13 protein-coding genes are annotated in these 20,094 nt (G+C 72.2%); 10 read left to right on the top strand and 3 right to left on the bottom strand.

What is annotated here, in order from left to right:
• Positions 1 to 103: 103 nt before the first annotated feature.
• Positions 104 to 1,321, bottom strand: a complete 1,218-nt coding sequence (locus HW837_RS42715) for a glycosyltransferase family 39 protein (protein WP_093791867.1) — start codon at positions 1,319 to 1,321, stop codon at positions 104 to 106.
• 339 nt (positions 1,322 to 1,660) lie between these two features.
• Here HW837_RS42715 and HW837_RS42710 point away from each other — a divergent pair, with 339 nt between their 5' ends.
• Both HW837_RS42710 and HW837_RS42705 read left to right on the top strand, forming a co-directional pair.
• Positions 1,661 to 3,274, top strand: coding sequence for an MFS transporter (locus tag HW837_RS42710; RefSeq protein WP_093791869.1), 1,614 nt, complete (start codon positions 1,661 to 1,663; stop codon positions 3,272 to 3,274).
• A gap of 220 nt (positions 3,275 to 3,494) precedes the next feature.
• Positions 3,495 to 4,664, top strand: coding sequence for an acyl-CoA dehydrogenase family protein (locus HW837_RS42705; protein ID WP_193381914.1), 1,170 nt, complete (start codon positions 3,495 to 3,497; stop codon positions 4,662 to 4,664).
• A gap of 53 nt (positions 4,665 to 4,717) precedes the next feature.
• Here the strand turns inward: HW837_RS42705 and HW837_RS42700 are convergent, their stop codons facing one another.
• Positions 4,718 to 5,161 (bottom strand): cell division protein SepF, encoded by a 444-nt coding sequence (locus tag HW837_RS42700; protein ID WP_045556976.1) that lies wholly within the window; start codon positions 5,159 to 5,161, stop codon positions 4,718 to 4,720.
• Between the two features lie 303 nt (positions 5,162 to 5,464).
• Here HW837_RS42700 and HW837_RS42695 point away from each other — a divergent pair, with 303 nt between their 5' ends.
• The 6 genes from HW837_RS42695 to HW837_RS42670 all read left to right on the top strand — a co-directional run bounded on the left by HW837_RS42695 (position 5,465) and on the right by HW837_RS42670 (position 14,332).
• On the top strand, positions 5,465 to 6,700 hold the full coding sequence (locus HW837_RS42695; protein ID WP_193381913.1) for a DUF5685 family protein: 1,236 nt from the start codon (positions 5,465 to 5,467) through the stop codon (positions 6,698 to 6,700).
• A gap of 400 nt (positions 6,701 to 7,100) precedes the next feature.
• Positions 7,101 to 8,921: an FAD/NAD(P)-binding protein gene (locus tag HW837_RS42690; RefSeq protein ID WP_177262096.1), complete on the top strand. Its 1,821-nt coding sequence runs from the start codon at positions 7,101 to 7,103 to the stop codon at positions 8,919 to 8,921.
• Between the two features lie 272 nt (positions 8,922 to 9,193).
• Complete coding sequence (locus HW837_RS42685; RefSeq protein WP_093791873.1) at positions 9,194 to 10,147, top strand: LLM class flavin-dependent oxidoreductase; 954 nt, start codon at positions 9,194 to 9,196, stop codon at positions 10,145 to 10,147.
• A 493-nt stretch (positions 10,148 to 10,640) separates the two neighbouring features.
• A complete protein-coding gene (locus HW837_RS42680; protein WP_045556979.1) occupies positions 10,641 to 11,543 on the top strand; it encodes a S1 family peptidase in 903 nt (300 codons plus the stop codon).
• A 243-nt stretch (positions 11,544 to 11,786) separates the two neighbouring features.
• Entirely contained in the window at positions 11,787 to 12,566 is a 780-nt protein-coding gene (locus tag HW837_RS42675; protein WP_045557339.1) for a slipin family protein, read from the top strand.
• 686 nt (positions 12,567 to 13,252) lie between these two features.
• A complete protein-coding gene (locus HW837_RS42670) occupies positions 13,253 to 14,332 on the top strand; it encodes a S1 family peptidase (protein ID WP_193381912.1) in 1,080 nt (359 codons plus the stop codon).
• Between the two features lie 7 nt (positions 14,333 to 14,339).
• On the opposite strand, the gene HW837_RS42665 is transcribed toward HW837_RS42670, so the two are convergent.
• The gene (locus HW837_RS42665; RefSeq protein WP_193381911.1) at positions 14,340 to 15,395 is read right to left on the bottom strand and encodes an ABC transporter permease; all 1,056 of its coding nucleotides are present in this window, start codon (positions 15,393 to 15,395) and stop codon (positions 14,340 to 14,342) included.
• A 195-nt stretch (positions 15,396 to 15,590) separates the two neighbouring features.
• On the opposite strand from HW837_RS42665, the gene HW837_RS42660 reads away from it, so the two are divergent.
• Positions 15,591 to 19,118 carry a DNA polymerase III subunit alpha gene (locus HW837_RS42660; RefSeq protein ID WP_193381910.1) on the top strand — a complete coding sequence of 1,176 codons (3,528 nt, stop codon included), beginning with the start codon at positions 15,591 to 15,593 and terminating at the stop codon, positions 19,116 to 19,118.
• A complete protein-coding gene (locus HW837_RS42655) occupies positions 19,115 to 20,083 on the top strand; it encodes a DNA polymerase Y family protein (RefSeq protein WP_093791877.1) in 969 nt (322 codons plus the stop codon). The genes HW837_RS42660 and HW837_RS42655 overlap by 4 nt, the downstream gene beginning before the upstream one ends.
• Positions 20,084 to 20,094: the final 11 nt, after the last annotated feature.

Genomic DNA, 20,094 nt, shown 5'->3' with positions numbered 1-20,094 from the left:
TTCCATGGCCTAATGTCGAGCGGTCGTTTTGCGGCCCTTTTGAATTCGTTCACCGATTGCACGTGCGGAATTACCCGACTGCTCGCTGTCCGTCGCGGCCCGGTCACGGCGGACCGGAACCATTCAGCCAGAACGCCCCGTAGAGGGCCGACACCGCCGCGACACCGCCGAGAATCGCCGCTGACCTGGACGTACGCGCGCCGGCGAGAGCGCGCGCGAGCGGCAGCAGCAGCGGGAAGGCCGGCATCAGCAGCCGGGGCTTGGAGCCGAAGTAGCTCGACGCGCACAGCGCCAGCGCGGTGACGACCCCCGCATAGACCAGCAGCGGGAGTGGCTGTCCCTGGCGTACACAGACCGCGTACAGCCAAATGATCAACGCCACTCCGATGATCAGCCCGACACCCGCCAGGGCCGAGGGGAACGACGTGAACTTGTCGGCGACGAAACGCGTGAAGGCGTAGCCCCCGTCGAAGCCGTTGCGCCACCCCGCCTGGACGTCCAGATAGCCGAGCGGGCCCTTGCCCGTGCGCCGGCCGACCCACAGCACATAGCCGGCCGCCCCCAGGGGAGCGAGGAGCATTCCGAGGGCGCGCGGCCACCAGCGAGCGCCTCCCGATATATCCGTGCCCCGGTTTCGTACGAACGGGGGAGCGGGGGTGGGGCCCCCGGCGCGCGGGAGGGTGTCTCGCCGCTCCCGTAGGTACGACACGATCGCCGCCGCCCACACCGCAGCCACCACCGCGAGCCCCACCGGCCGGGTCAGCCCGGCGAGCGCCGCGAGCGCGCCCGCCGTCACCCAGCGGCCGGTGAGGACGGCGTACAGCGACCAGGCGGCCAGCGCGGTGAACAGCGACTCCGTGTACGCCATCGACTGCACGACCCCGACCGGCAGCACGGCCCACAGCAGTACCGCGCACACCCCGGCCCGGCGTCCGTACAGCCGGTCCGAGACCGCGAAGATCCCCCAGGCCGCGGCGAGCGAGGCGACGGTGCCGACGACCAGACCGGCATGGGCGTACGACAGCGGCGTCACCGCGGACACCGCCCGCTCCAGCCAGGGCAGCAGCGGGAAGAAGGCCAGGTTCGAGTGGATGTCACCGTTCGGCAGCCGCACCTCGTAGCCGTAACCGAGGTCGGCGACCCGGGTGTACCAGAGCGAGTCCCAGCGGGCCGACAGCAGCGTCAGGGCGCTCTTGTCGCGGGCCGCGCTCCACCCGGCGAGGGCGACGAGGCCCAGGGCGCGCACGGCCGCGTACCCGAGGAGCGCGGGGGCGGCCCGCCTCAGGAGGGGCGCCGCCGGGCGCGTGGCAAGATCGGTCACGCGCTCGATTATCGACGGCGCCGGGAACCGGCCCGGACGCCGTCACGTAGTGGTCCATGAGGAACCGTGATGGTCCGTGACCGCGGAACTCCACGGACGAGTGATGAAGGAGCCATGGAGGACCGGTGGACGGCCCGGCGCGTGGCGTATGCCACACGTCACATGAGCGTTCCATGAGACACCCACCACGTTCCACCGGCGGGAACTCGCGTACGCTGACGGCTCGCTCGCCTATTCGTTGCGCGGGTCCGGGACACCGCTCCTCCCGAACCGTGACCGCCGGGGACTCCCCGCCCCGCCGGTTCCGCCGAACGCGAGAGCATTCTGGGAGGTACGTACATGTCCGGGACGCCCACGGCCGCCGCACGACGCCGTCGGGACGCCGGGGCCGGTGCCAACCGCTGGGTCGTCCTCGTCGTCCTCTGCGTCAGCCTGCTGCTCGTCGCCGTCGACGCCACCGTGCTGCACGTGGCGGTGCCCGCCGTCACCGAGGACATCAAGCCGAGCGCCATGGAGCTGCTCTGGATCGTCGATGTCTACCCGCTGGTCTGCGCCTCGCTGCTGATCCTCTTCGGCACGCTCGGCGACCGGGTCGGCCGCAGACGGATCCTCCTCCTCGGCTACGCCCTCTTCGGCATCGCCTCCGCCCTCGCCGCCTTCGCGGACAGCCCCCAGGTGCTGATCGCGGCCCGTGCCCTGCTCGGCGTCGGCGGCGCGATGATCATGCCCGCGACGCTGTCGATCCTGCGCCAGGTCTTCCCCGACCGCCGCGAACGGGCGTTCGCCATCGGCATCTGGAGCGCGGTCGCCGCCGTGGGCGCGGCCGTCGGACCCCTCCTCGGCGGGTTCCTCCTCGAGCACTTCTGGTGGGGCTCGGTCTTCCTCGTCAACATCCCGCTGATGCTGGTCAGCCTGCCCGTCGGACGGCTGCTGCTGCCCGAGTCGACGGGCGACCGCGACGGCCCCTGGGACGTGATCGGCGCCCTGACGGCCGCGGTCGGTCTCTTCGGCGTCGTCCTCGGCGTCAAGCGGCTCGGCGGCGGCCACCCGCCCTTCGACCCGGGCACCGCGCTCGCCCTCCTCGGCGGCGCCACCCTGCTGGCCGCGTTCGTACGACGGCAGCGGCGCCGCACCCATCCGCTGGTCGACCTGCGGATGTTCGCGCGCCCCGCGTTCAGCACCTCCGTCGGCTGCATCGTCCTCGCGATGCTCGCGCTGGTGGGGCTCGAACTGATCGCCGCTCAGTATCTGCAGCTGGTCCTCGGCCTCTCCCCGCTGGAGACGGGCCTGCGGCTGCTGCCGCTGACCGTCGCCGCGATGGCCGCCGGGCTCGTCGGCTCCCACATGCTGCACCGCTTCGGGCCGCGCCGCATGGTCTGCGCCGGCTTCTGCCTCACCGCCTTCGCGGTCGTCCTGCTGACCGCGATGGGACGCCACGACAACGCGGGGCTGCTGCTCGCCGGGTTCGTGCTGCTGGGCTTCGGCCTGGAGACGACCCTGTTCGGGGCGTACGAGTCGATGCTCAGCGAGGCACCCGCGTCGTCGGCCGGCGGGGCGTCCGCGATCGGCGAGACCTCCTACCAGCTGGGCGCCGGCATCGGGATCGCGCTCCTCGGCAGTGTGATGAACGCGGCGTACGCGCCCGGGCTGTCGTCAGTGCCGGGGGTGCCTTCGTCGGCGTCCGCTGCCGCCGGGCACTCGCTGGGGGAGGCGTACGAGGTCGCGGACCGGCTGGGCGGGTCCTCCGGGGAGGCGCTGCGGCATGCCGCCCGGGACTCGTTCGTCCATGGTCTGCATGTGACGTTGCTGGTGAGCGCGGCGCTGCTGGTGCTCGGCGCGGTGATGGCGTTGCGGCTGCCCCGCGGGATGGAGTGCGAGGGCGCGTCCGCGGAGGTGCCCGGGCCGCGGGAGGCGAAGTCGGCGACGCCAGTACGTGCGGAGTCGATGCGCTGAGTCGCGTTCGGCACCCTCTGCTGGTGCTGGGCCGGGCGGGGTTCCGCTCACCGGCGCCTGCGGGGTGCCGCTGCGCCCACCCTCCCCCACTCTCGGCTTCGCTCGAGCGGGAGGCGCCCCCACCGCCCAGCGGCACGATTGCCCGCAGCTGGGAGCGGCTGAGTGGGCGAGTGGGTACGGTGCTTAGCGTCGCTAGTTTTCGTGAGCCGGAGGTGCACCCATGAGCTTCGCCCCCGCCGATCTCCTCGGCCTCGACGATCTGCTCGACCCCGAGGATCTCGCCGTGCGGGAGACCGTGCGGACCTGGGCGGCGGACCGGGTGATGCCGTACGTCGCCGAGTGGTACGAGCGCGGGGAGTTGCCCGCGATCCGGGAGCTGGCACGGGAGTTGGGGACCATCGGGGCCCTCGGGATGTCGCTCCAGGGGTACGGGTGCGCGGGGGCCAGCGCCGTGCAGTACGGGCTCGCCTGTCTGGAGCTGGAGGCCGCGGACTCGGGGATCCGGTCGCTCGTCTCCGTGCAGGGGTCGCTCGCGATGTACGCCATCCACCGGTTCGGCAGCGAGGAGCAGAAGCAGACCTGGCTGCCCCGCATGGCCTCCGGTGAGGTGATCGGCTGCTTCGGTCTCACCGAGCCCGACCACGGGTCCGACCCCGCGTCGATGCGTACGTACGCCAAGCGGGACGGTGGCGACTGGGTGCTCGACGGGCGGAAGATGTGGATCACCAACGGGTCCGTCGCCGGGGTCGCCGTCGTCTGGGCGCAGACCGACGACGGCATCCGGGGGTTCGCCGTACCGACGGACACCGCCGGGTTCTCCGCGCCGGAGATCAAGCACAAGTGGTCCCTGCGCGCGTCCGTCACCAGTGAACTCGTCCTGGACGACGTGCGGTTGCCCGCCGACGCCGTACTGCCGGACGTCACGGGGCTGAAGGGCCCGCTGAGTTGTCTCTCGCACGCCCGCTACGGAATCGTGTGGGGCTCGATGGGCGCCGCGCGCGCCTGTTTCGAGTCGGCCGTCGAATACGCGAAGACGCGGGAGCAGTTCGGGAAGCCGATCGGGGCGTTCCAGCTCACCCAGGCCAAACTCGCCGACATGGCGGTCGAGTTGCACAAGGGGATTCTGCTCGCCCACCATCTGGGGCGGCGGATGGACGCGGGACGGCTCCGTCCCGAGCAGATCAGTTTCGGCAAGCTGAACAACGTGCGTGAGGCGATCGAGATCTGCCGTACCGCCCGCACGATTCTCGGCGCGAACGGGATCTCCCTGGAGTACCCGGTGATGCGGCACGCGACGAACCTGGAGTCCGTGCTCACCTACGAGGGCACCGTCGAGATGCACCAACTCGTGCTGGGCAAGGCGCTCACCGGTCTCGACGCCTTCCGGTGAGCCGCGCCGGGTGACCCGGACACCGAAAGGACGGGCCGGCGAGCGGCCCTGCCTCAGCTCTGGTTGAAGAAGCCGTCCACCGGGCGGCTCGCGACCTCGCCGCTGACGATCTCGGTGTCGGCGGGGGTCAGCAGGAACACGCGGTTCGACACGCGCTCGATCGAACCGCGCAGACCGAAGATCAGACCGGCCGCGAAGTCGACGACACGCTTGGCGTCGGCGGGCTCCATGTTCGTGAGGTTCATGATGACCGGGACACCGTCCCGGAAGAGCTCGCCGATGTGCCGGGCGTCACGGAAGCTGTCCGGCGTGACCGTGCCGATCCGGCGGCCGTGCTCCTGCGCCGACTCGGACGCGACCTTGACACGAGGGTCGGTGACCCAGGCCTCGCCGGTGCCGGACTCCCGCTCATCGGCGTAGTCGTCGTCGTAGTAACGCTCGTCGTCGTTGTCGTCGACGAGGCCAAGCCAGGCACTCGCCTTGCGCACCGATCCCATGGACGCCTCCTCTCGCAGCGGTCTTTCGTGCTTTCCGCATCCCTATCGTCGTCCATGATGCGGATGTCTCGCCAAGTGGATAGACGCCGCACGGGGGTTTCGTGACGGTACTGGTGCAGAACGAATTCGTCGAGAGTCCATGTGCCCCAAGGGCTCCGCTGTACACACCTGCTGACAGGGAGTGAAATAATATTGTTCACGGCGTTTGGGTGAGTACTGCTGCGTCCGGGTGAACGTTCCGGCGGCTACGATGCGGCCACGCCGAGGGGCGTGCGAAGGCATCGGGAGACACGGGGGAGTGTCGTGTTCGGAATGGTGAGGCCCTGTAGCCATCGGCTGGGCGAGGGGCTGCGGACGCAATGGATGGCGCATCTGTGCGGGCTCTGTCTCGCACTGCGGGGGGATCACGGGCAGTTCGCCCGGATCGTCACCAATTACGACGGCTTGCTGGTCTCGGTTCTGACGGAGGCTCAGGCCGAGCGCACCACCGACTGGCGGCGCACCGCCGGGCCCTGTCCGCTGCGCGGGATGCGTACCGCCTCCGTCGCACGGGGTGAGGGCGCGCGGCTCGCCGCCGCCGTCTCCCTGGTGCTCGCCTCGGCCAAGGTGCGTGACCATGTCGCAGATGGGGATGGACTGCTCGCGCGCAAGCCGGTGGCGCACGCCGCGCGCCGGATCGCGACGAACTGGGGGCGCGCGGGGGCGCGTACGGGATCGGACATCGGGTTCGACACGGCGGTGCTGGTCGACGCCGTGGACCGACAGCTCGGCATCGAGGCGCTCGCCGGTCCCGGGACCCCGCTGCTGACAATCACCGAACCGACCGAGACGGCGACCGCCGCGGCGTTCGCGCACACCGCGATCCTGGCGGGACGACCGGGCAACGCCGAACCGCTCGCCGAGGCCGGATGCCTCTTCGGGCGGCTCGCCCATCTGCTGGACGCGGTGGAGGACCGGGCCGCCGACGCCGCCGGCGGCGCGTGGAACCCGCTGACCGCCACCGGGACCTCCCTCGCCGAGGTCCGCAGGCTCGCCGACGACGCGCTGCACGGCATCCGCCTCGCCCTGCGCGAGGCCGAGTTCGTGGACGGCAAGCTGGCCCATCTGCTCCTCGTGCACGAACTGCGCAGGTCGGTGGACCGCGCGTTCGGAGCCGTGCCGGTGTGCTCGGCGCATCAGCAGGGCGGGCCGCATCAGCAAGGCGGTCCGCAGGTGCCGGGCAATCCGTACGCGGGCGGTGCCGGTGACCCCTATATCGGAGGCGGAGGGAATCCGTACGCCGGCGGGGGCGGCAACCCGTTCGGCGGTGGTGGCTCCGGATACGGCGGGGGTGGTGGTTTCGGTGGCGGGCCGGCGCCGCAGCCGCCGCGGCGGCGGGGGTTCTGGGCGGGGTGCGGGATGTTCATGCTGCTGTGCTGCACCTGTCAGATGTGTTGTGCGAAGGAGTACGAAGGTCCCTGGTCCCGGAAGAAGCGCGAGGGCATCTGCCGGGACTGCGACTGCTGTGACGCGTGCGAGTGCTGCGGCTGCGACTGCTGAGAGCGCGGCCGCGCGGAACCGGGAGAACAGGGGAGCGCGAGGGGAGGGCGCTGTGTGAAGGCCGGGGGAAAACGCGAACGGCGCCCCGCGGAATCGGGGCGCGCAGTGGGATCGGCTCAGCTCAACAGGAGGAGGACCACACTCGACCGAAGTCGATGTGGGAGCGCTTGACCAGCCACTGCTGCGGATGCATGGACCAAGTGGAACAGGCATCCGAATGCGCGTCAACCGGCTTGAGACGCGACGCTCATAGTTCGGACAACCTTGACAGCGAGGGGAACAGCGGCCGTAGTCTCGGCGCAGACCGCTGCTGAGGGGCTCGGTCGCCCGCGTCCGGCTCGACCGGACGCGCTCGTGTGAAGGCACCCGTGTTCAACTCGGACATCACGGAGCCTTTCGCATGCCGTCTGCCTCTTCCTCCCACCCCTCCCTGCCCTCCTCGCGCCCGTCCCTGGTGATCGTCGGGGCCGGGCCGCGCGGCACCGGCCTGATCGAACGGATCGCCGCCAACGCCGGCGCGCTCCACCCGGGTGCCGGGTTCGACATCCATCTCGTCGACCCCCATCCGCCGGGTGCCGGGCGCATCTGGCGGGCGGAGCAGTCACCGCTGCTGTGGATGAACTCGCAGGCCGAGGACGTCACCATGTTCACCGACGAGACGGTGCACATGGAGGGTCCCGTACGGGAGGGGCCCACCCTGCACGAGTGGGCGGGCCTCGACGGACGGGTCTTCCCGGACCGGCGGACCCAGGGCGAGTATCTGCGCTGGGTGCACGGCCGCGCCGTGGCCGACCTCCCCGAGGGGGTCACCGTCCGCCATCATCCACGGCGGGCGCTCCGGGTGACCGGTCCGCCCGAAGGGCGCCAGCAGGTGTGGCTGGAGGGGCGGTCCCGTCCGCTGCCCGCAGACCTCGTGGTCCTCGCGCTCGGCCATCTGGACGCCGAACTCGACGACGAGCAGCGGGAGTTGGCGGCCTACGCCCGCACCCACGGGCTCGTCCATCTGCCGCCGGACTTCACGGCCGACAGCGACCTGTCGTCGCTGGCGCCCGGGGAACCGGTGCTCGTGCGGGGCTTCGGGCTCGCGTTCGTCGACCTCATGGTGCTGCTGACGGAGGGGCGCGGCGGGCGGTACGAGGGGGACGCCGACGGGGAGCTGACGTATCACCCCTCGGGACGGGAGCCCGTGCTGTACGTCGGGTCGCGGCGCGGGGTGCCGTACCACTCGAAGATCGGGTACGACCTGGAGGGTGAACGGCCGCCGCTGCCCCGGTTCTTCGGGCCCGCCGAGGTCGACGCCGTGCTGGAGCTGACGGGCCGGGCCGGGCGGGTGGACTTCCGGCGCGAGGTGTGGCCGGCGGTGGAGAAGGAACTGGGGTTCGCGCACTACCACCGGCTGTTCCGGGCCCATCCCGAGCGGACTGCCATGGCCTGGGCGGACTTCGAGGAGAAGTACGCGGCGGCGGACGCGGGGGAGCGGTCGGTGCTGGTGGCCTCGGCGGTGCCGGACGCGGCCGACCGGCTGGACCTGGCCGCGCTGGACCGCCCGTTGGCGGGGGTGCGGTACGGGTCGTTCGAGGAACTCCAGGACGGTCTCCGCGGCTATGTCGAGGCCGATCTCGCACGCCGTCACGATCCCTCGTTCAGCCCGGACCTGGGCGTCTTCTTCGGACTGCTCTCCGTCTACGGGCAGCTGATCCGGCTCGGTGACGTCGGACCGTGGTGGCACGGGTTCTTCAGCTGTCTCGCCTCCGGTCCGCCCGGACCCCGGCTGCGGCAGATGCTCGCGCTGTCGCGGGCCGGCGTCCTGAACTTCCTTGGGGCGGACATGGCGGTGGCCGCCGTGGACGGGGTCTTCCGCGCCTCCGGTGCCACCGTGCCCGGCGGGTCGGTCGAGGCGAGAACGCTGGTCGAGGCACGGCTGCCGGAGCCGACGGTCGCGCGGGTACGGGACGGATTGCTGCGCGAGCTGTTCGAGGGCGGGGGTGTCGTCGAGACGGCGGAGGGGCTGGTCGCCGTCGACCCGCGGGACGGACGCGTCCTGGACCGGGCCGGGCACCCGCACCCCAGACGCTTCGCCCTCGGCCCCTACACGAACAGCCGTACGCCGGGCGCGTTCACCCGGCCGCGTACCGGAGGGCCGGCCTTCCGCCAGAACGACGCCACGGCCCGGGCCGTACTGGCGTTCCTGCGTGACCTCGGGCAGCGCGCGGCCGCGTGAGGACCGGCCGAGGGGGTGCTGCCTCGGCCCCGGTGCCGGTCCGGTGCCGGTGTTGTCGCCGATGCCCGATGCCCGATGCCTTTGTGCCCGGCGGACGGCGAGGGGCGAGCGACGTGCGAGGTGCGCGGGTGTCGAGGGCGCGGGTGTCGCGGGGCTCGGGGCGGTGTGCCGAAGGGGTTTCTGCGCCGGGGGCTCTGCGTTCGGTGAGGTTTTCGTAGCCGTGTCTGTGCGGTTTCCGTGTCCGTGGTCGGAATGGAGAGAGGTCGGTCGGTATGGGGTCGTCGTACGGTCGGGGGCGGTTGCACCTGGCCGCAGCCATCGATCAGCGGGTGGAGGGCGGCGCGGAGGTGTGCGTCGAGCTCGCCCGGCTCGCGGAGCGCGGGGCACTGGACTTCGTGACGGTCGGGGACGCGTTCACGCGGCCGGGGCCGGACGCGCTGGCGGTGTCGGCCCAGGTGGCGCCGGAGACGGGACGGGTCGGGCTCGTGCCGGTGGTGACGGCGACGCCCGACGAGCCGTGCCGGGTGCGGGCGGCCGTGGCGACGCTCGACCGGGTCAGCCGGGGCCGGGCCGGGTGGTGGCTCGGGACGCCGGGCCCGGAGGAGGGGGCGGTGCAGGTGAGGGCGCGTCACGTCGGGTCCGTGGGCGCGGGGGATGCCGGGGGTGCCTGGCACCCCGCCCGGCAGGCCTCGGCGGGGACCCGGCCGCAGCACGGGCACCCCGTACGGGTCGTCGACGCGACCGAGGGGGAGAGCCGTGGGGCCGCCGCCCACTGTGCGGACGTGGCACTCCTGCGGGTCGCCGACCCGGACCACGCCGACGCCGTACGGACGGAGCTGCGGGACGGGGCGGCCGGGGTCGGACGCGACCCCGACGAGCTGCGGGTCCTGGTGAGCCTGCGTGTGGACCTCGGCGGTGGGGAGTACGCGGCCGAGCCGGGCCACGGCGGGGGAGGGCCGCGCCGGACCGCCGACGGCCCGCTCTACCGGGGCGGCCCCGTCGCCCTCGCCGAGCTGATCGCCGACTGGCACCGGGCCGGGGCCACGGACGGCTTCCATCTCGTCCCCGTCGAACCGCGCCGTGACCTGGAGCGACTCGTCAACGGGACGGTGGCGCTGCTCCAGCACCGCGGGCTGTTCCGCACCTTCTATCCGGGCAGCACGCTCCGCGAGCACCTGGGGCTGGGGCCCGCCCAGCGGCACATCGTGACCGGAGGAGGGGTATGACCGACCGCCGAACGGGCGCGGCTCGCCAAGTGTGGCCATGCTCAAGGCCGTCCATGACCCCGGGTGGCGGAACCGAACGGCTGAACGGCCCAACGCATCACTTCCGGACACCCCCGGGCGGTGGACCCGGGTACTCCGACCGGGCGCCTCGGGCGGTGGCCTCCACCGCGGCCGACGATAGTGGTGATCGACGCTTCCGGGCCCTGCGGCCTGCTCCGACGACCCGTCAGCCGATCCCTCCGGGAGCCGACAAGGATTCACACAGAACCCGCACATATGGCCTGGTGGGATCAACTGGCATGGAGGGCGAGCCGGTTGGGTCCCAAGAGGCCGAAAGGCACCCTTGCGTGGGTCGGCGGTACGGCCGAATACTTCCCCCCAGCGCCTTGTCAGGGGCACGGCGTGTCCGGAATCCGGACCGATGCCCCTGATCTGCGCCTCACGGGCCCCGACCCCACGCGGGCCCCCGACTTCCCTTTGGAGGGAACGAACAGTGAGGATCAAGCGCACCACCCCCCGCAGCGGCATAGCGAGACGGACCCGGCTGATCGCCGTGACCGCCGGACTCGCGGCCGCGGCCGCCGTCACGGTCCCCACCGCCAACGCGGCAGGCACCCAGACGTTCAGCGCCTCCGAGCTCAAGAGCGCCAGCTCATCGGTGCTCAAGGCCGATATCCCGGGCACCGCCTGGGCGATCGACCCGGCGACCGACAAGGTCGTCGTCACCATCGACAGCACCGTCTCCCAGGGCGAGCTGGCGAAGATCAAGGAGGCGGCGGGCGGGAACGCCGACGCCCTGACGATCAAGCGGACCCCGGGCAAGTTCAACAAGCTGATCAAGGGCGGCGACGCCATCTATGCGAGTAGCTGGCGCTGTTCGCTGGGCTTCAACGTCCGCAGCGGGAGCACGTACTACTTCGTGACCGCCGGTCACTGCACCGACGGCGCGGGCACCTGGTACTCCAACTCCGGCCGCACCACGGTTCTCGGCCCGACCGCCGGGTCGAGCTTCCCGACCAACGACTACGGCCTCGTCCGCTACAGCAACACGTCCATCGCCAAGGACGGCACCGCGGGCAGCGTGGACATCACCAGTGCGGCCACCCCGAGCGTGGGCACCAACGTGATCCGCACCGGCTCCACCACCGGTACCCGTACCGGACGCGTGACCGCTCTCAACGCGACCGTGAACTACGGTGGCGGCGACATCGTCTACGGCATGATCCAGACCACGGTCTGCGCCGAGCCCGGCGACTCCGGCGGTCCGCTCTACGGCAGCAACGGCGTGGCGTACGGTCTCACCTCCGGTGGCAGCGGCAACTGCACCTCCGGTGGCACGACCTTCTTCCAGCCGGTCACCGAGGCCCTGAGCGCGTACGGCGTCTCGGTCTACTAGGTCGGCGGATCGACAGGCCGACAGGTAGACAGGCCGACAGATCGACAGCTCGACAGGCCGGGCGGGAGCCGGCGCACTTCCCCCCGGCGCCGACTCCCCACCCCGGCCGCGGCCGGCAGTAGGCGGCAGCAGGCGAGCCCCCGCACACACATCGTGTGCGGGGGCTCGCCCTCGTTCCGGGGCGGGGTTACCGTCGACCTGTACTCCCTCTCGTACGCCCACGTCGGACCCTGGGGGGCCGTGATGGTCGAGGAGCTGGTGACGGCGGGGGTGGCCCTCGCGTCCTTCGGCACGGTCTATGTGATGTCGGCGGCCCGGGTCGTGAAGCAGTACGAGCGGGGGGTGGTCTTCCGGCTCGGCCGGCTGAAGCCGCAGGTGCGGGGGCCCGGTTTCACGATGATCGTGCCGTTCGTCGACCGGCTCCAGAAGGTCAACATGCAGATCGTCACGATGCCGGTGCCCGCGCAGGAGGGCATCACCCGGGACAACGTCACCGTACGCGTCGACGCCGTCGTCTACTTCAAGGTGACCTCGGCGGCGGACGCGATCGTGCGGGTGGAGGACTACCGGTTCGCCGTCTCCCAGATGGCCCAGACCTCGCTGCGGTCCATCATCGGCAAGAGCGAGCTGGACGATCTGCTCGCCGACCGGGAGAAGCTCAACCAGGGGCTGGAGCTGATGATCGACAGCCCGGCGGTGGAGTGGGGCGTCACCATCGACCGGGTCGAGATCAAGGACGTCTCGCTGCCCGAGACCATGAAGCGGTCCATGGCGCGACAGGCCGAGGCCGACCGGGAGCGCCGGGCGCGGGTCATCAACGCGGACGCGGAGTTGCAGGCGTCGAAGAAGCTCGCGGAGGCGGCCAAGGAGATGTCCGAGCAGCCTGCCGCGCTCCAACTGCGGCTGTTGCAGACGGTGGTGGCGGTGGCGGCGGAGAAGAACTCCACGCTGGTGCTGCCGTTCCCGGTGGAACTGCTGCGGTTCCTGGAACGGGCGGCTCCGCCGGGGAGCGGGGCGTCTTAGTCGGTGGAGCTGGTGGTTCGTCTGCGGGCCGGTGGGGCTTCTCGCGCAGTTCCCCGCGCCCCTGAAAGCCTCAGGCCCCTGCGGGCCTGAAGGACCACGGCGCTGCGGGCCTGAAATGACCACGGCGCTGCGGGCCTGAAATGACCACGGCGCTGCGGGTCTGAAAGGCACGGGGCGCAGCCCCTGCTTTTCAGGGGCGCGGGGAACTGCGCGACCAGCCCCCACCGGACCCGCGGCTGGGGGTCAAAGGGGCGCAGCCCCTGGACGATGGGACGGGTAGGGGCGGCGGGGGCGAGGAACTCGCGCGCGCCCCAAGAATCGATGCGGAAGCAACTCCCGTCCCGCGAGACCCGTTTGGTTCCGGACCTCTGATGGGTGAATTTCAGACAGGACTAGACCTCACCCGTTGCTGAGGAATCCGTTGCTTCTCGTGTTTGCAGTGTGAACAAGCGTGGTCGAGAGGTGGGGCGTTACCGGACGGTAATGACATAGGGGGCGTGCGCCCTCGTCGTGCGTCAGGCCTGAAGTCGACCTTGTGTGCCCCCCGTGCGCCTAGGAATAGTTGTCGCCGCACAGTTGGCATGGACGCGGCGTTTTTACCGTCTGCCGCCTTCCTGCCCGTATACCTTCCGGTCGAAAGGGGCCCCCACGCCCCTCTTGGCCAACCCCCCACAGGAGGAAGCAAGTTGAAGCACCGACGCATACCCAGGCGCCGTGCCGTCGTGACGGGTGCGGGCATCGCCGCACTGGTCGCCGCGGGAGTGACCTTCCAGACTGCGAACGCGAGTGAGACCGCGCCGACCCCCGCGCCGAAAGCGCTCTCCATCACGGCGGCCGGAAAGCTCGCCCTGACCCTCGACGCGGACCTCGGCGCCGACGCGGCGGGAACGTACTACGACGCGAAGAGCAAGCTCCTCGTCGTCAACGTGCTCGACCAGGCCGCCGCCGAGACCGTCGAGGCGGCCGGCGCCAAGGCCCGCCTCGTGCAGAACTCCCTGGCCGAGCTGAAGAGCGCCCGGACGACCCTCAAGGCGGACGCCACCATCCCCGGTACCGCCTGGGCCACCGACCCGACCACCAACAAGGTCGTCGTCACCGCCGACCGGACCGTCTCCAAGGCGGAGCTGGCGAGACTCACGAAGGTCGTGGACGGTCTCGGGGCCAAGGCCGAACTCAAGCGCACCAAGGGCGAGTACAAGCCCTTCGTCGCGGGCGGCGACGCCATCACCGGCGGCAGCGGCCGGTGCTCCCTCGGCTTCAACGTGGTCAAGGGCGGCGAGCCGTTCTTCCTGACGGCCGGTCACTGCACCGAGGGCATCTCCACATGGTCGGCCGGCGGCCAGGTCATCGGCGAGAACGCCGACTCCAGCTTCCCCGGCGACGACTACGGCCTGGTGAAGTACACCGCCGACGTCGACCACCCGAGCGAGGTCAACCTCTACAACGGCTCCACGCAGGCCATCTCCGGGGCCGCCGAGGCGACCGTGGGCATGAAGGTCACCCGCAGCGGTTCGACCACCCAGGTCCACAGCGGCACGGTCACCGGCCTCGACGCCACCGTGAACTACGGCAACGGCGACATCGTCAACGGCCTCGTCCAGACCGACGTCTGCGCCGAGCCGGGCGACAGCGGCGGCTCGCTCTTCTCGGGCGACAAGGCCATCGGCCTCACCTCCGGCGGCAGCGGCGACTGCACCTCGGGCGGCGAGACGTTCTTCCAGCCCGTCACCGAGGCGCTGTCGGCGACCGGCACGCAGATCGGCTGACAGCCGGTCAGCCGGCCGGCCGTTCGGGTGCCGGCCGGTCCGTCGGCTTCTTCCTCAGGGCCGCCATCACCACGGTGATGGCGGCCCCCGCCGCTGCCCAGGCGGAGAGCACCAGCAGCGGGCCGGTGGTGTCGTTGCCCTCGAAGTAGGCGATGGAGCGGGCCACCCAGACACCCGCGCCCGGGGGCAGTGCCGGGCCGATCGCCGCCCAGAACGGTGGGAGCAGCGGCGGCGGCAGGGCGCCGCCCGCGCTCGGGTTGCCCGCGATCACCACCAGCAGGACGGCCACGCCGATACCGGCGATCCCGAAGACGCACTGGAGCGCCAGCGTGGCCGCGCCGACCGCGAAGACCACCAGGGCCCCCAGCCCCCACAGCGCCGCCAGGCTCCCCGGCAGGGCGCCGAGGACGGGCCCGGCGATGACCGCGCCGCCGAGTCCGCCGAGGATCGAGAACAGCGCGAGGGTGCCGAGGCGGATGATCCCGCGCCGGAGGTTGGTGGGCCGTGCGCCCGCGCTCACCGCCAGTGCCGAGGCGCACAGATAGCCGCCCACGCACCAGCCCACGACCAGATAGAAGGACGTGAGCCCGTTGGCGTCCCCGATGTCGGCCGGGGCCACGTCCACCGTTCGTACCGTGCGGCCCTCGGACCGTTCCAGCGCCGTGACGAGGGTGGCCAGCGCGTTGGCCAGGGTGCGTCCGCCGCCGGAGGCGACCAGCAGGGTGTCGGTGGTGCCGGCCGGGTCGATCAGCAGGGCACCGTCGATCTCCCGGTCCAGGATCCGCTCACGTGCCGCCGCCCGGTCGGTCACCGTCCGCGGGTCCAGCGGCTCGCCCGGCAGCCGCTCCAGCCGGGTCACCGCCTGCTCGGCCGCCGCTCCTGGCGCGACCACCCCGAACGGTACGTCCCTGAGCTTCGGGTTGTGCAGCGCCCCCACGTACGAGGCGACGAAGAGCAGTTGCAGGGCGAGCACCCCGACGACGAGCAGGACGGCCCGCGGGGTGACCCCGTCCCTGAGCTCGTCGAGGAAGGACCTGGGGGCGGGCTCGGCCGTCTGTGTCATGTCCCCACGGTCGGAGGCGGGCGGCGTTTGCGCAGGTGGGACGGGGCCGAATGGTTGTCGTACAGAAGTTCGAAAAGTGGTCTATGGTGGAGGTGAGGAGGCTGTGAACTGATGTTCGAGCCAAGTGGCTGATCGAGTGGCTGATCGAGGCTGCGAGTGGCTGGGCGACTGGTGGATCGAGTGCGGGAGGTGCGTGTGCCGGGGTTCACGCATCTGCACACCGTCTCCGGGTTCTCCCTGCGGTACGGCGCCTCGCACCCGGAGCGGCTGGCCGAGCGCGCCTCCGAACGGGGCATGGACGTCCTCGCGCTCACCGACCGGGACACCCTCGCGGGCGCCGTCCGGTTCGCCAAGGCGTGCGCCGGGGCCGGGGTCCGCCCACTGTTCGGGGTGGAGCTGGCGGTGGGGGCGCCCGCGCCTTCCGCGCGGCAGGCGCGGCGGCGCGCCCCCGTGCGCGGCGGCGCCTTCCTCGACGAGTCGACCCCCCGGGTGACGTTCCTCGCCCGGGAGGGCGCCAAGGGCTGGGCCGAGCTGTGCAGAATCGTTTCGGCGGCGCATGCGGGCGGTGGCCCGGAGGGGAGCAGGAGCGAGGTTCCGCCGCTGCTGCCCTGGTCGGAGTGTGGAGCCGAGGGCCTGACCGTGCTCCTCGGCCCCGCCTCCGACGTGGGGCGCGCGCTGGCCGCCGGGCGTCCCGACCGCGCCGCGAGACTCCTCGGGCCCTGGCGGGAGAGGTACGGCGACGCCCTGCGCCTCGAAGCGGTGTGGCACGGCCGCGAGGGCACCGGCCCCGGTTCGCTGCGGCTGGCCGCCCGGACCGTCGGCTTCGCCGCCGAGCAGCGGATACGGCCCGTGCTCAGCAACGCCGTCCGGTACGCCGACCCCGGCATGGGCCCGGTCGCCGACGTCCTGGACGCGGCCCGGCGGCTCGTCCCCGTCGACCCCCGGGGGGAGCTGGACTCCGGCGAGGCCTGGCTCAAGGGCGCGGACGCCATGCTGGGCGTCGCCGAGCGGGTCGTCGAGGCCGCCGGGTACCGCCGGGACACCGCGTACCGGCTGCTGGAGCAGACCCGGGCGACGGCCGCCGAGTGCCTGGTCGACCCGGAGGACGACCTCGGCCTCGGCACCGTCCACTTCCCCGAGCCACGTCTCGTCGGCGCGGACCGTCGCACCGCCCAGCGGGTGCTGGCCTCGCGGGCGGCGGCCGGGATGATGCGGCACGGCTACGGCGCCCGGCGGGCGTACTGGGAGCGGATGCACCGGGAGCTGGATGTGATCGCCCACCACGGCTTCGCCTCCTACTTCCTGACGGTCGCCCAAGTCGTCGACGACGTACGGAAGATGGGGATACGGGTCGCCGCGCGCGGGTCCGGCGCCGGTTCCCTGGTGAACCACCTCCTGGACATCGCGCACGCCGATCCCGTCGAACACGGGCTGCTGATGGAGCGGTTCCTGTCCAGGCGGCGGGTCGCGCTGCCCGACATCGACATCGACGTGGAGTCCGCGCGCCGGCTGGAGGTCTACCGCGCGATCATCGGCCGCTTCGGCACCGAGCGGGTCGCGACCGTCGCGATGCCCGAGACCTACCGCGTCCGCCACGCCGTCCGGGACGTGGGCGCGGCCCTCTCCCTGGACCCCGCCGACATCGACCGGATCGCCAAGTCCTTCCCGCACATCAGGGCGCGGGACGCGCGGGCGGCGCTCGAAGAGCTGCCCGAGCTGCGGCAGTTGGCGGGGGAGAAGGAGAGGTACGGCCGGCTGTGGGAGCTGGTCGAGGCGCTGGACGCGCTCCCGCGCGGGGTCGCCATGCATCCGTGCGGGGTGCTCCTGTCCGACGCGTCCCTGCTGAGCCGTACGCCGGTGATGCCGACCAGCGGGGAGGGGCTGCCCATGTCCCAGTTCGACAAGGACGACGTCGAGGATCTCGGGCTGCTCAAGCTCGATGTGCTGGGCGTGCGGATGCAGTCGGCGATGGCGCACGCGGTGGCGGAGGTGGCGCGGGCGACGGGGGAGCGGGTCGACCTGGACGCGCTCGACTTCGAACGCGGGGCCGGCGATCCGGCGACGTACGAACTCATCCGCTCCACCGAGACGCTGGGCTGCTTCCAGATCGAGTCGCCGGGGCAGCGGGACCTGGTGGGGCGGCTCCAGCCGGCCACCTTCCACGACCTCGTGGTGGACATCTCGCTGTTCCGGCCGGGGCCGGTCGCCGCCGACATGGTGCGGCCGTTCATCGAGGCCCGGCACGGGCGGGCGCCGGTCCGCTACCCGCACGAGGATCTGGCGGAGCCGCTGCGGGAGACGTACGGCGTGGTCGTCTTCCACGAGCAGATCATCGACATCGTGCACCTCATGACCGGCTGCGGCCGGGACGAGGCCGACCGGGTGCGGCGCGGGCTGTCCGACCCCGAGTCGCAGGGGCGGATCCGGGTCTGGTTCGCGCAGCACGCGGCGGCGAAGGGATATGACGCCGAGACGATCCGGCGGACCTGGGAGATCGTCGAGGCCTTCGGGTCGTACGGCTTCTGCAAGGCGCACGCGGTGGCCTTCGCGGTGCCGACGTACCAGTCGGCGTGGCTGAAGGCGCATCATCCGGCGGCCTTCTACACCGGGCTGCTCACGCACGATCCCGGGATGTACCCCAAGCGGCTGCTGCTGGCGGACGCGCGGCGGCGTGGGGTGCCGATCCTGCCGGTGGACGTGAACCGGTCCGCGGTCGCCCATCATATCGAACTGGTGTCTGAATCAAGGGGGTCGGGGGAGGAGAAGGCCTGGGGGATCCGGCTCGCGCTCTCCGATGTGCACGGCATCAGCGAGGCCGAGGCGGCGCGGATCGCGGACGGGCAGCCGTACGCCTCGCTGCTGGACTTCTGGGAGCGGGCGCGGCCGAGCAGGCCGCTGGCGCAGAGGCTCGCCCAGGTCGGCGCGTTGGACGCGTTCGGCGCCAACCGGCGTGATCTGCAACTGCACCTGACCGAGCTGCACCGGGCGGGCCGGGGCGCGGGCGGAGGCCAGCTCCCGTTGTCCGGCGGGCGACGGACCGCCTCGGCGGGTCTGCCGGACCTGTCCTCCGCCGAACGGCTCAGCGCCGAGCTGGGCGTGCTGTCGATGGACGTCTCGCGCAACCTGATGGACGACCACCGGGCCTTCCTCGACGAGCTGGGCGTGGTGTCGGCCCGGCGGCTGCGCGAGGCGCGGCACGGGGAGACGGTGCTGGTCGCGGGGGCCAAGGCGGCGACCCAGACCCCGCCCATCCGTTCCGGCAAGCGCGTCGTCTTCACCACCCTCGACGACGGCACCGGCCTGGTCGACCTCGCCTTCTTCGACGACTCCCACGACACCTGCGCCCACACCGTCTTCCACTCCTGGCTGCTGCTGGTGCGCGGGGTGGTGCAGCGGCGTGGCCCGCGCAGCCTCAGCGTGGTGGGCGCCGCCGCCTGGAACCTCGCCGAGCTGGTGGAGCTGCGGCGCGAGGGCGGCCTCGACGCGGTGGCACCCCGGCTGGCGGCGCCGGCGGAAACCGGGAACGACGGAAACACCGGGGGCACCGGGAGCACCGATGGTGAGCCGGACGGCAGGCGCGGCGACACCGGGCGGCGGATCCGGATGCCCACCGGATACGAGATGCATCCATGGGCCGACCTCAGGCCCGCGGGCGAAGAGCCCTCACAAGGTCCTTCTCAGATGCGGAAGTTGTGGCACCAGAGCCCAGGGAGTGCGGGATGACCATCCTCTGCGTACGTTTCCAGCTGCCGTCGGGGTACGAGGCCGCCCTGCCCGGTCTCCTCGGCCTGGTCGAGGACTTCACCCCGGTCGTGGAGGCGCTGCCGCCGGACGGCGCGCTGGCCGATCTGCGCGGCGCCGAACGGTACTTCGGCCGGGACGCCGAGGAACTGGCCCGGCTGATCCGGGTCCGCGCCCTCGCGCTGTACGGCGTCGACTGCCTGATCGGCGCCGGGCCCGGACCGCTGACGGCGCGGCTGGCGCTGGGGGCGGCGGCACCCGGCTCGCCCTGCGCGGTGCCCGAGGACCTCGTCGTGGACTTCCTCGCCGAGCTGCCCGTCGGCGAGCTGCCCGGCGTCGGCACCGCGACCGCCCGCACCCTGCGCGAGTACGGCCTCGAAACCCTCGGCGGGGTCGCCTGCGCCCCCCTGTCCACACTCCAGCGTCTGGTCGGCGCGCGCACCGGCCGCGACCTGTACGAGAAGGCCAACGGCGTCGACCGGGGCCGGGTCGTACCGAACGCCGTCGCGCGCTCGCTCGCCACCGAACAGCCTTTTCCGTACGACGAGTTGAACCCGGACCGGCACCGCCGAGCCCTGCTCGCCGCCACCGAGGAGCTGGGCTCCCGGCTGCGCGCCCTGGAGAAGGTCTGCCGCACCCTGACCCTCACCGTCCGCTACGCCGACCGGTCCTCGACGACCCGTACCCGCACGCTCAAGGAGCCGACCGCGCACTCCCCGGCGCTCACCGCGACCGCCTACGCCCTCTACGACGCCCTCGGCCTCCAGCGCGCCCGGGTCCGCGCGATCGCCCTGCGCGCGGAGGGCCTCACCCCCGCCGACCAGGCCTCGCACCAGCTCGCCTTCGATCCCGTCGACGAGAGGCTCCGCCGTATCGAGGAGGTCGCCGACCGGGCCCGCGCCAAGTTCGGCCCGCACGCGGTGATGCCGGGGACGCTGGCGGCGTGACACCCCGGCGG

Source organism: Streptomyces caniscabiei, from assembly GCF_014930365.1.
Classification (GTDB): Bacteria; Actinomycetota; Actinomycetes; order Streptomycetales; family Streptomycetaceae; genus Streptomyces; species Streptomyces caniscabiei.
The sequence above is the reverse complement of the archived record's forward strand: the minus strand, read 5'-3'. Positions and strand labels throughout refer to the sequence as shown.

Excerpts from the sequence above, each read along its gene's own strand:
- HW837_RS42710 (WP_093791869.1), top strand. The coding sequence starts at position 1,661 with ATGTCCGGGACGCCCACGGCCGCCGCACGACGCCGTCGGGACGCCGGG.
- HW837_RS42705 (WP_193381914.1), top strand. The coding sequence starts at position 3,495 with ATGAGCTTCGCCCCCGCCGATCTCCTCGGCCTCGACGATCTGCTCGAC.
- HW837_RS42700 (WP_045556976.1), bottom strand. The coding sequence starts at position 5,161 with ATGGGATCGGTGCGCAAGGCGAGTGCCTGGCTTGGCCTCGTCGACGAC.
- HW837_RS42690 (WP_177262096.1), top strand. The coding sequence starts at position 7,101 with ATGCCGTCTGCCTCTTCCTCCCACCCCTCCCTGCCCTCCTCGCGCCCG.
- HW837_RS42685 (WP_093791873.1), top strand. The coding sequence starts at position 9,194 with ATGGGGTCGTCGTACGGTCGGGGGCGGTTGCACCTGGCCGCAGCCATC.
- HW837_RS42675 (WP_045557339.1), top strand. The coding sequence starts at position 11,787 with ATGGTCGAGGAGCTGGTGACGGCGGGGGTGGCCCTCGCGTCCTTCGGC.
- HW837_RS42665 (WP_193381911.1), bottom strand. The coding sequence starts at position 15,395 with ATGACACAGACGGCCGAGCCCGCCCCCAGGTCCTTCCTCGACGAGCTC.
- HW837_RS42655 (WP_093791877.1), top strand. The coding sequence starts at position 19,115 with ATGACCATCCTCTGCGTACGTTTCCAGCTGCCGTCGGGGTACGAGGCC.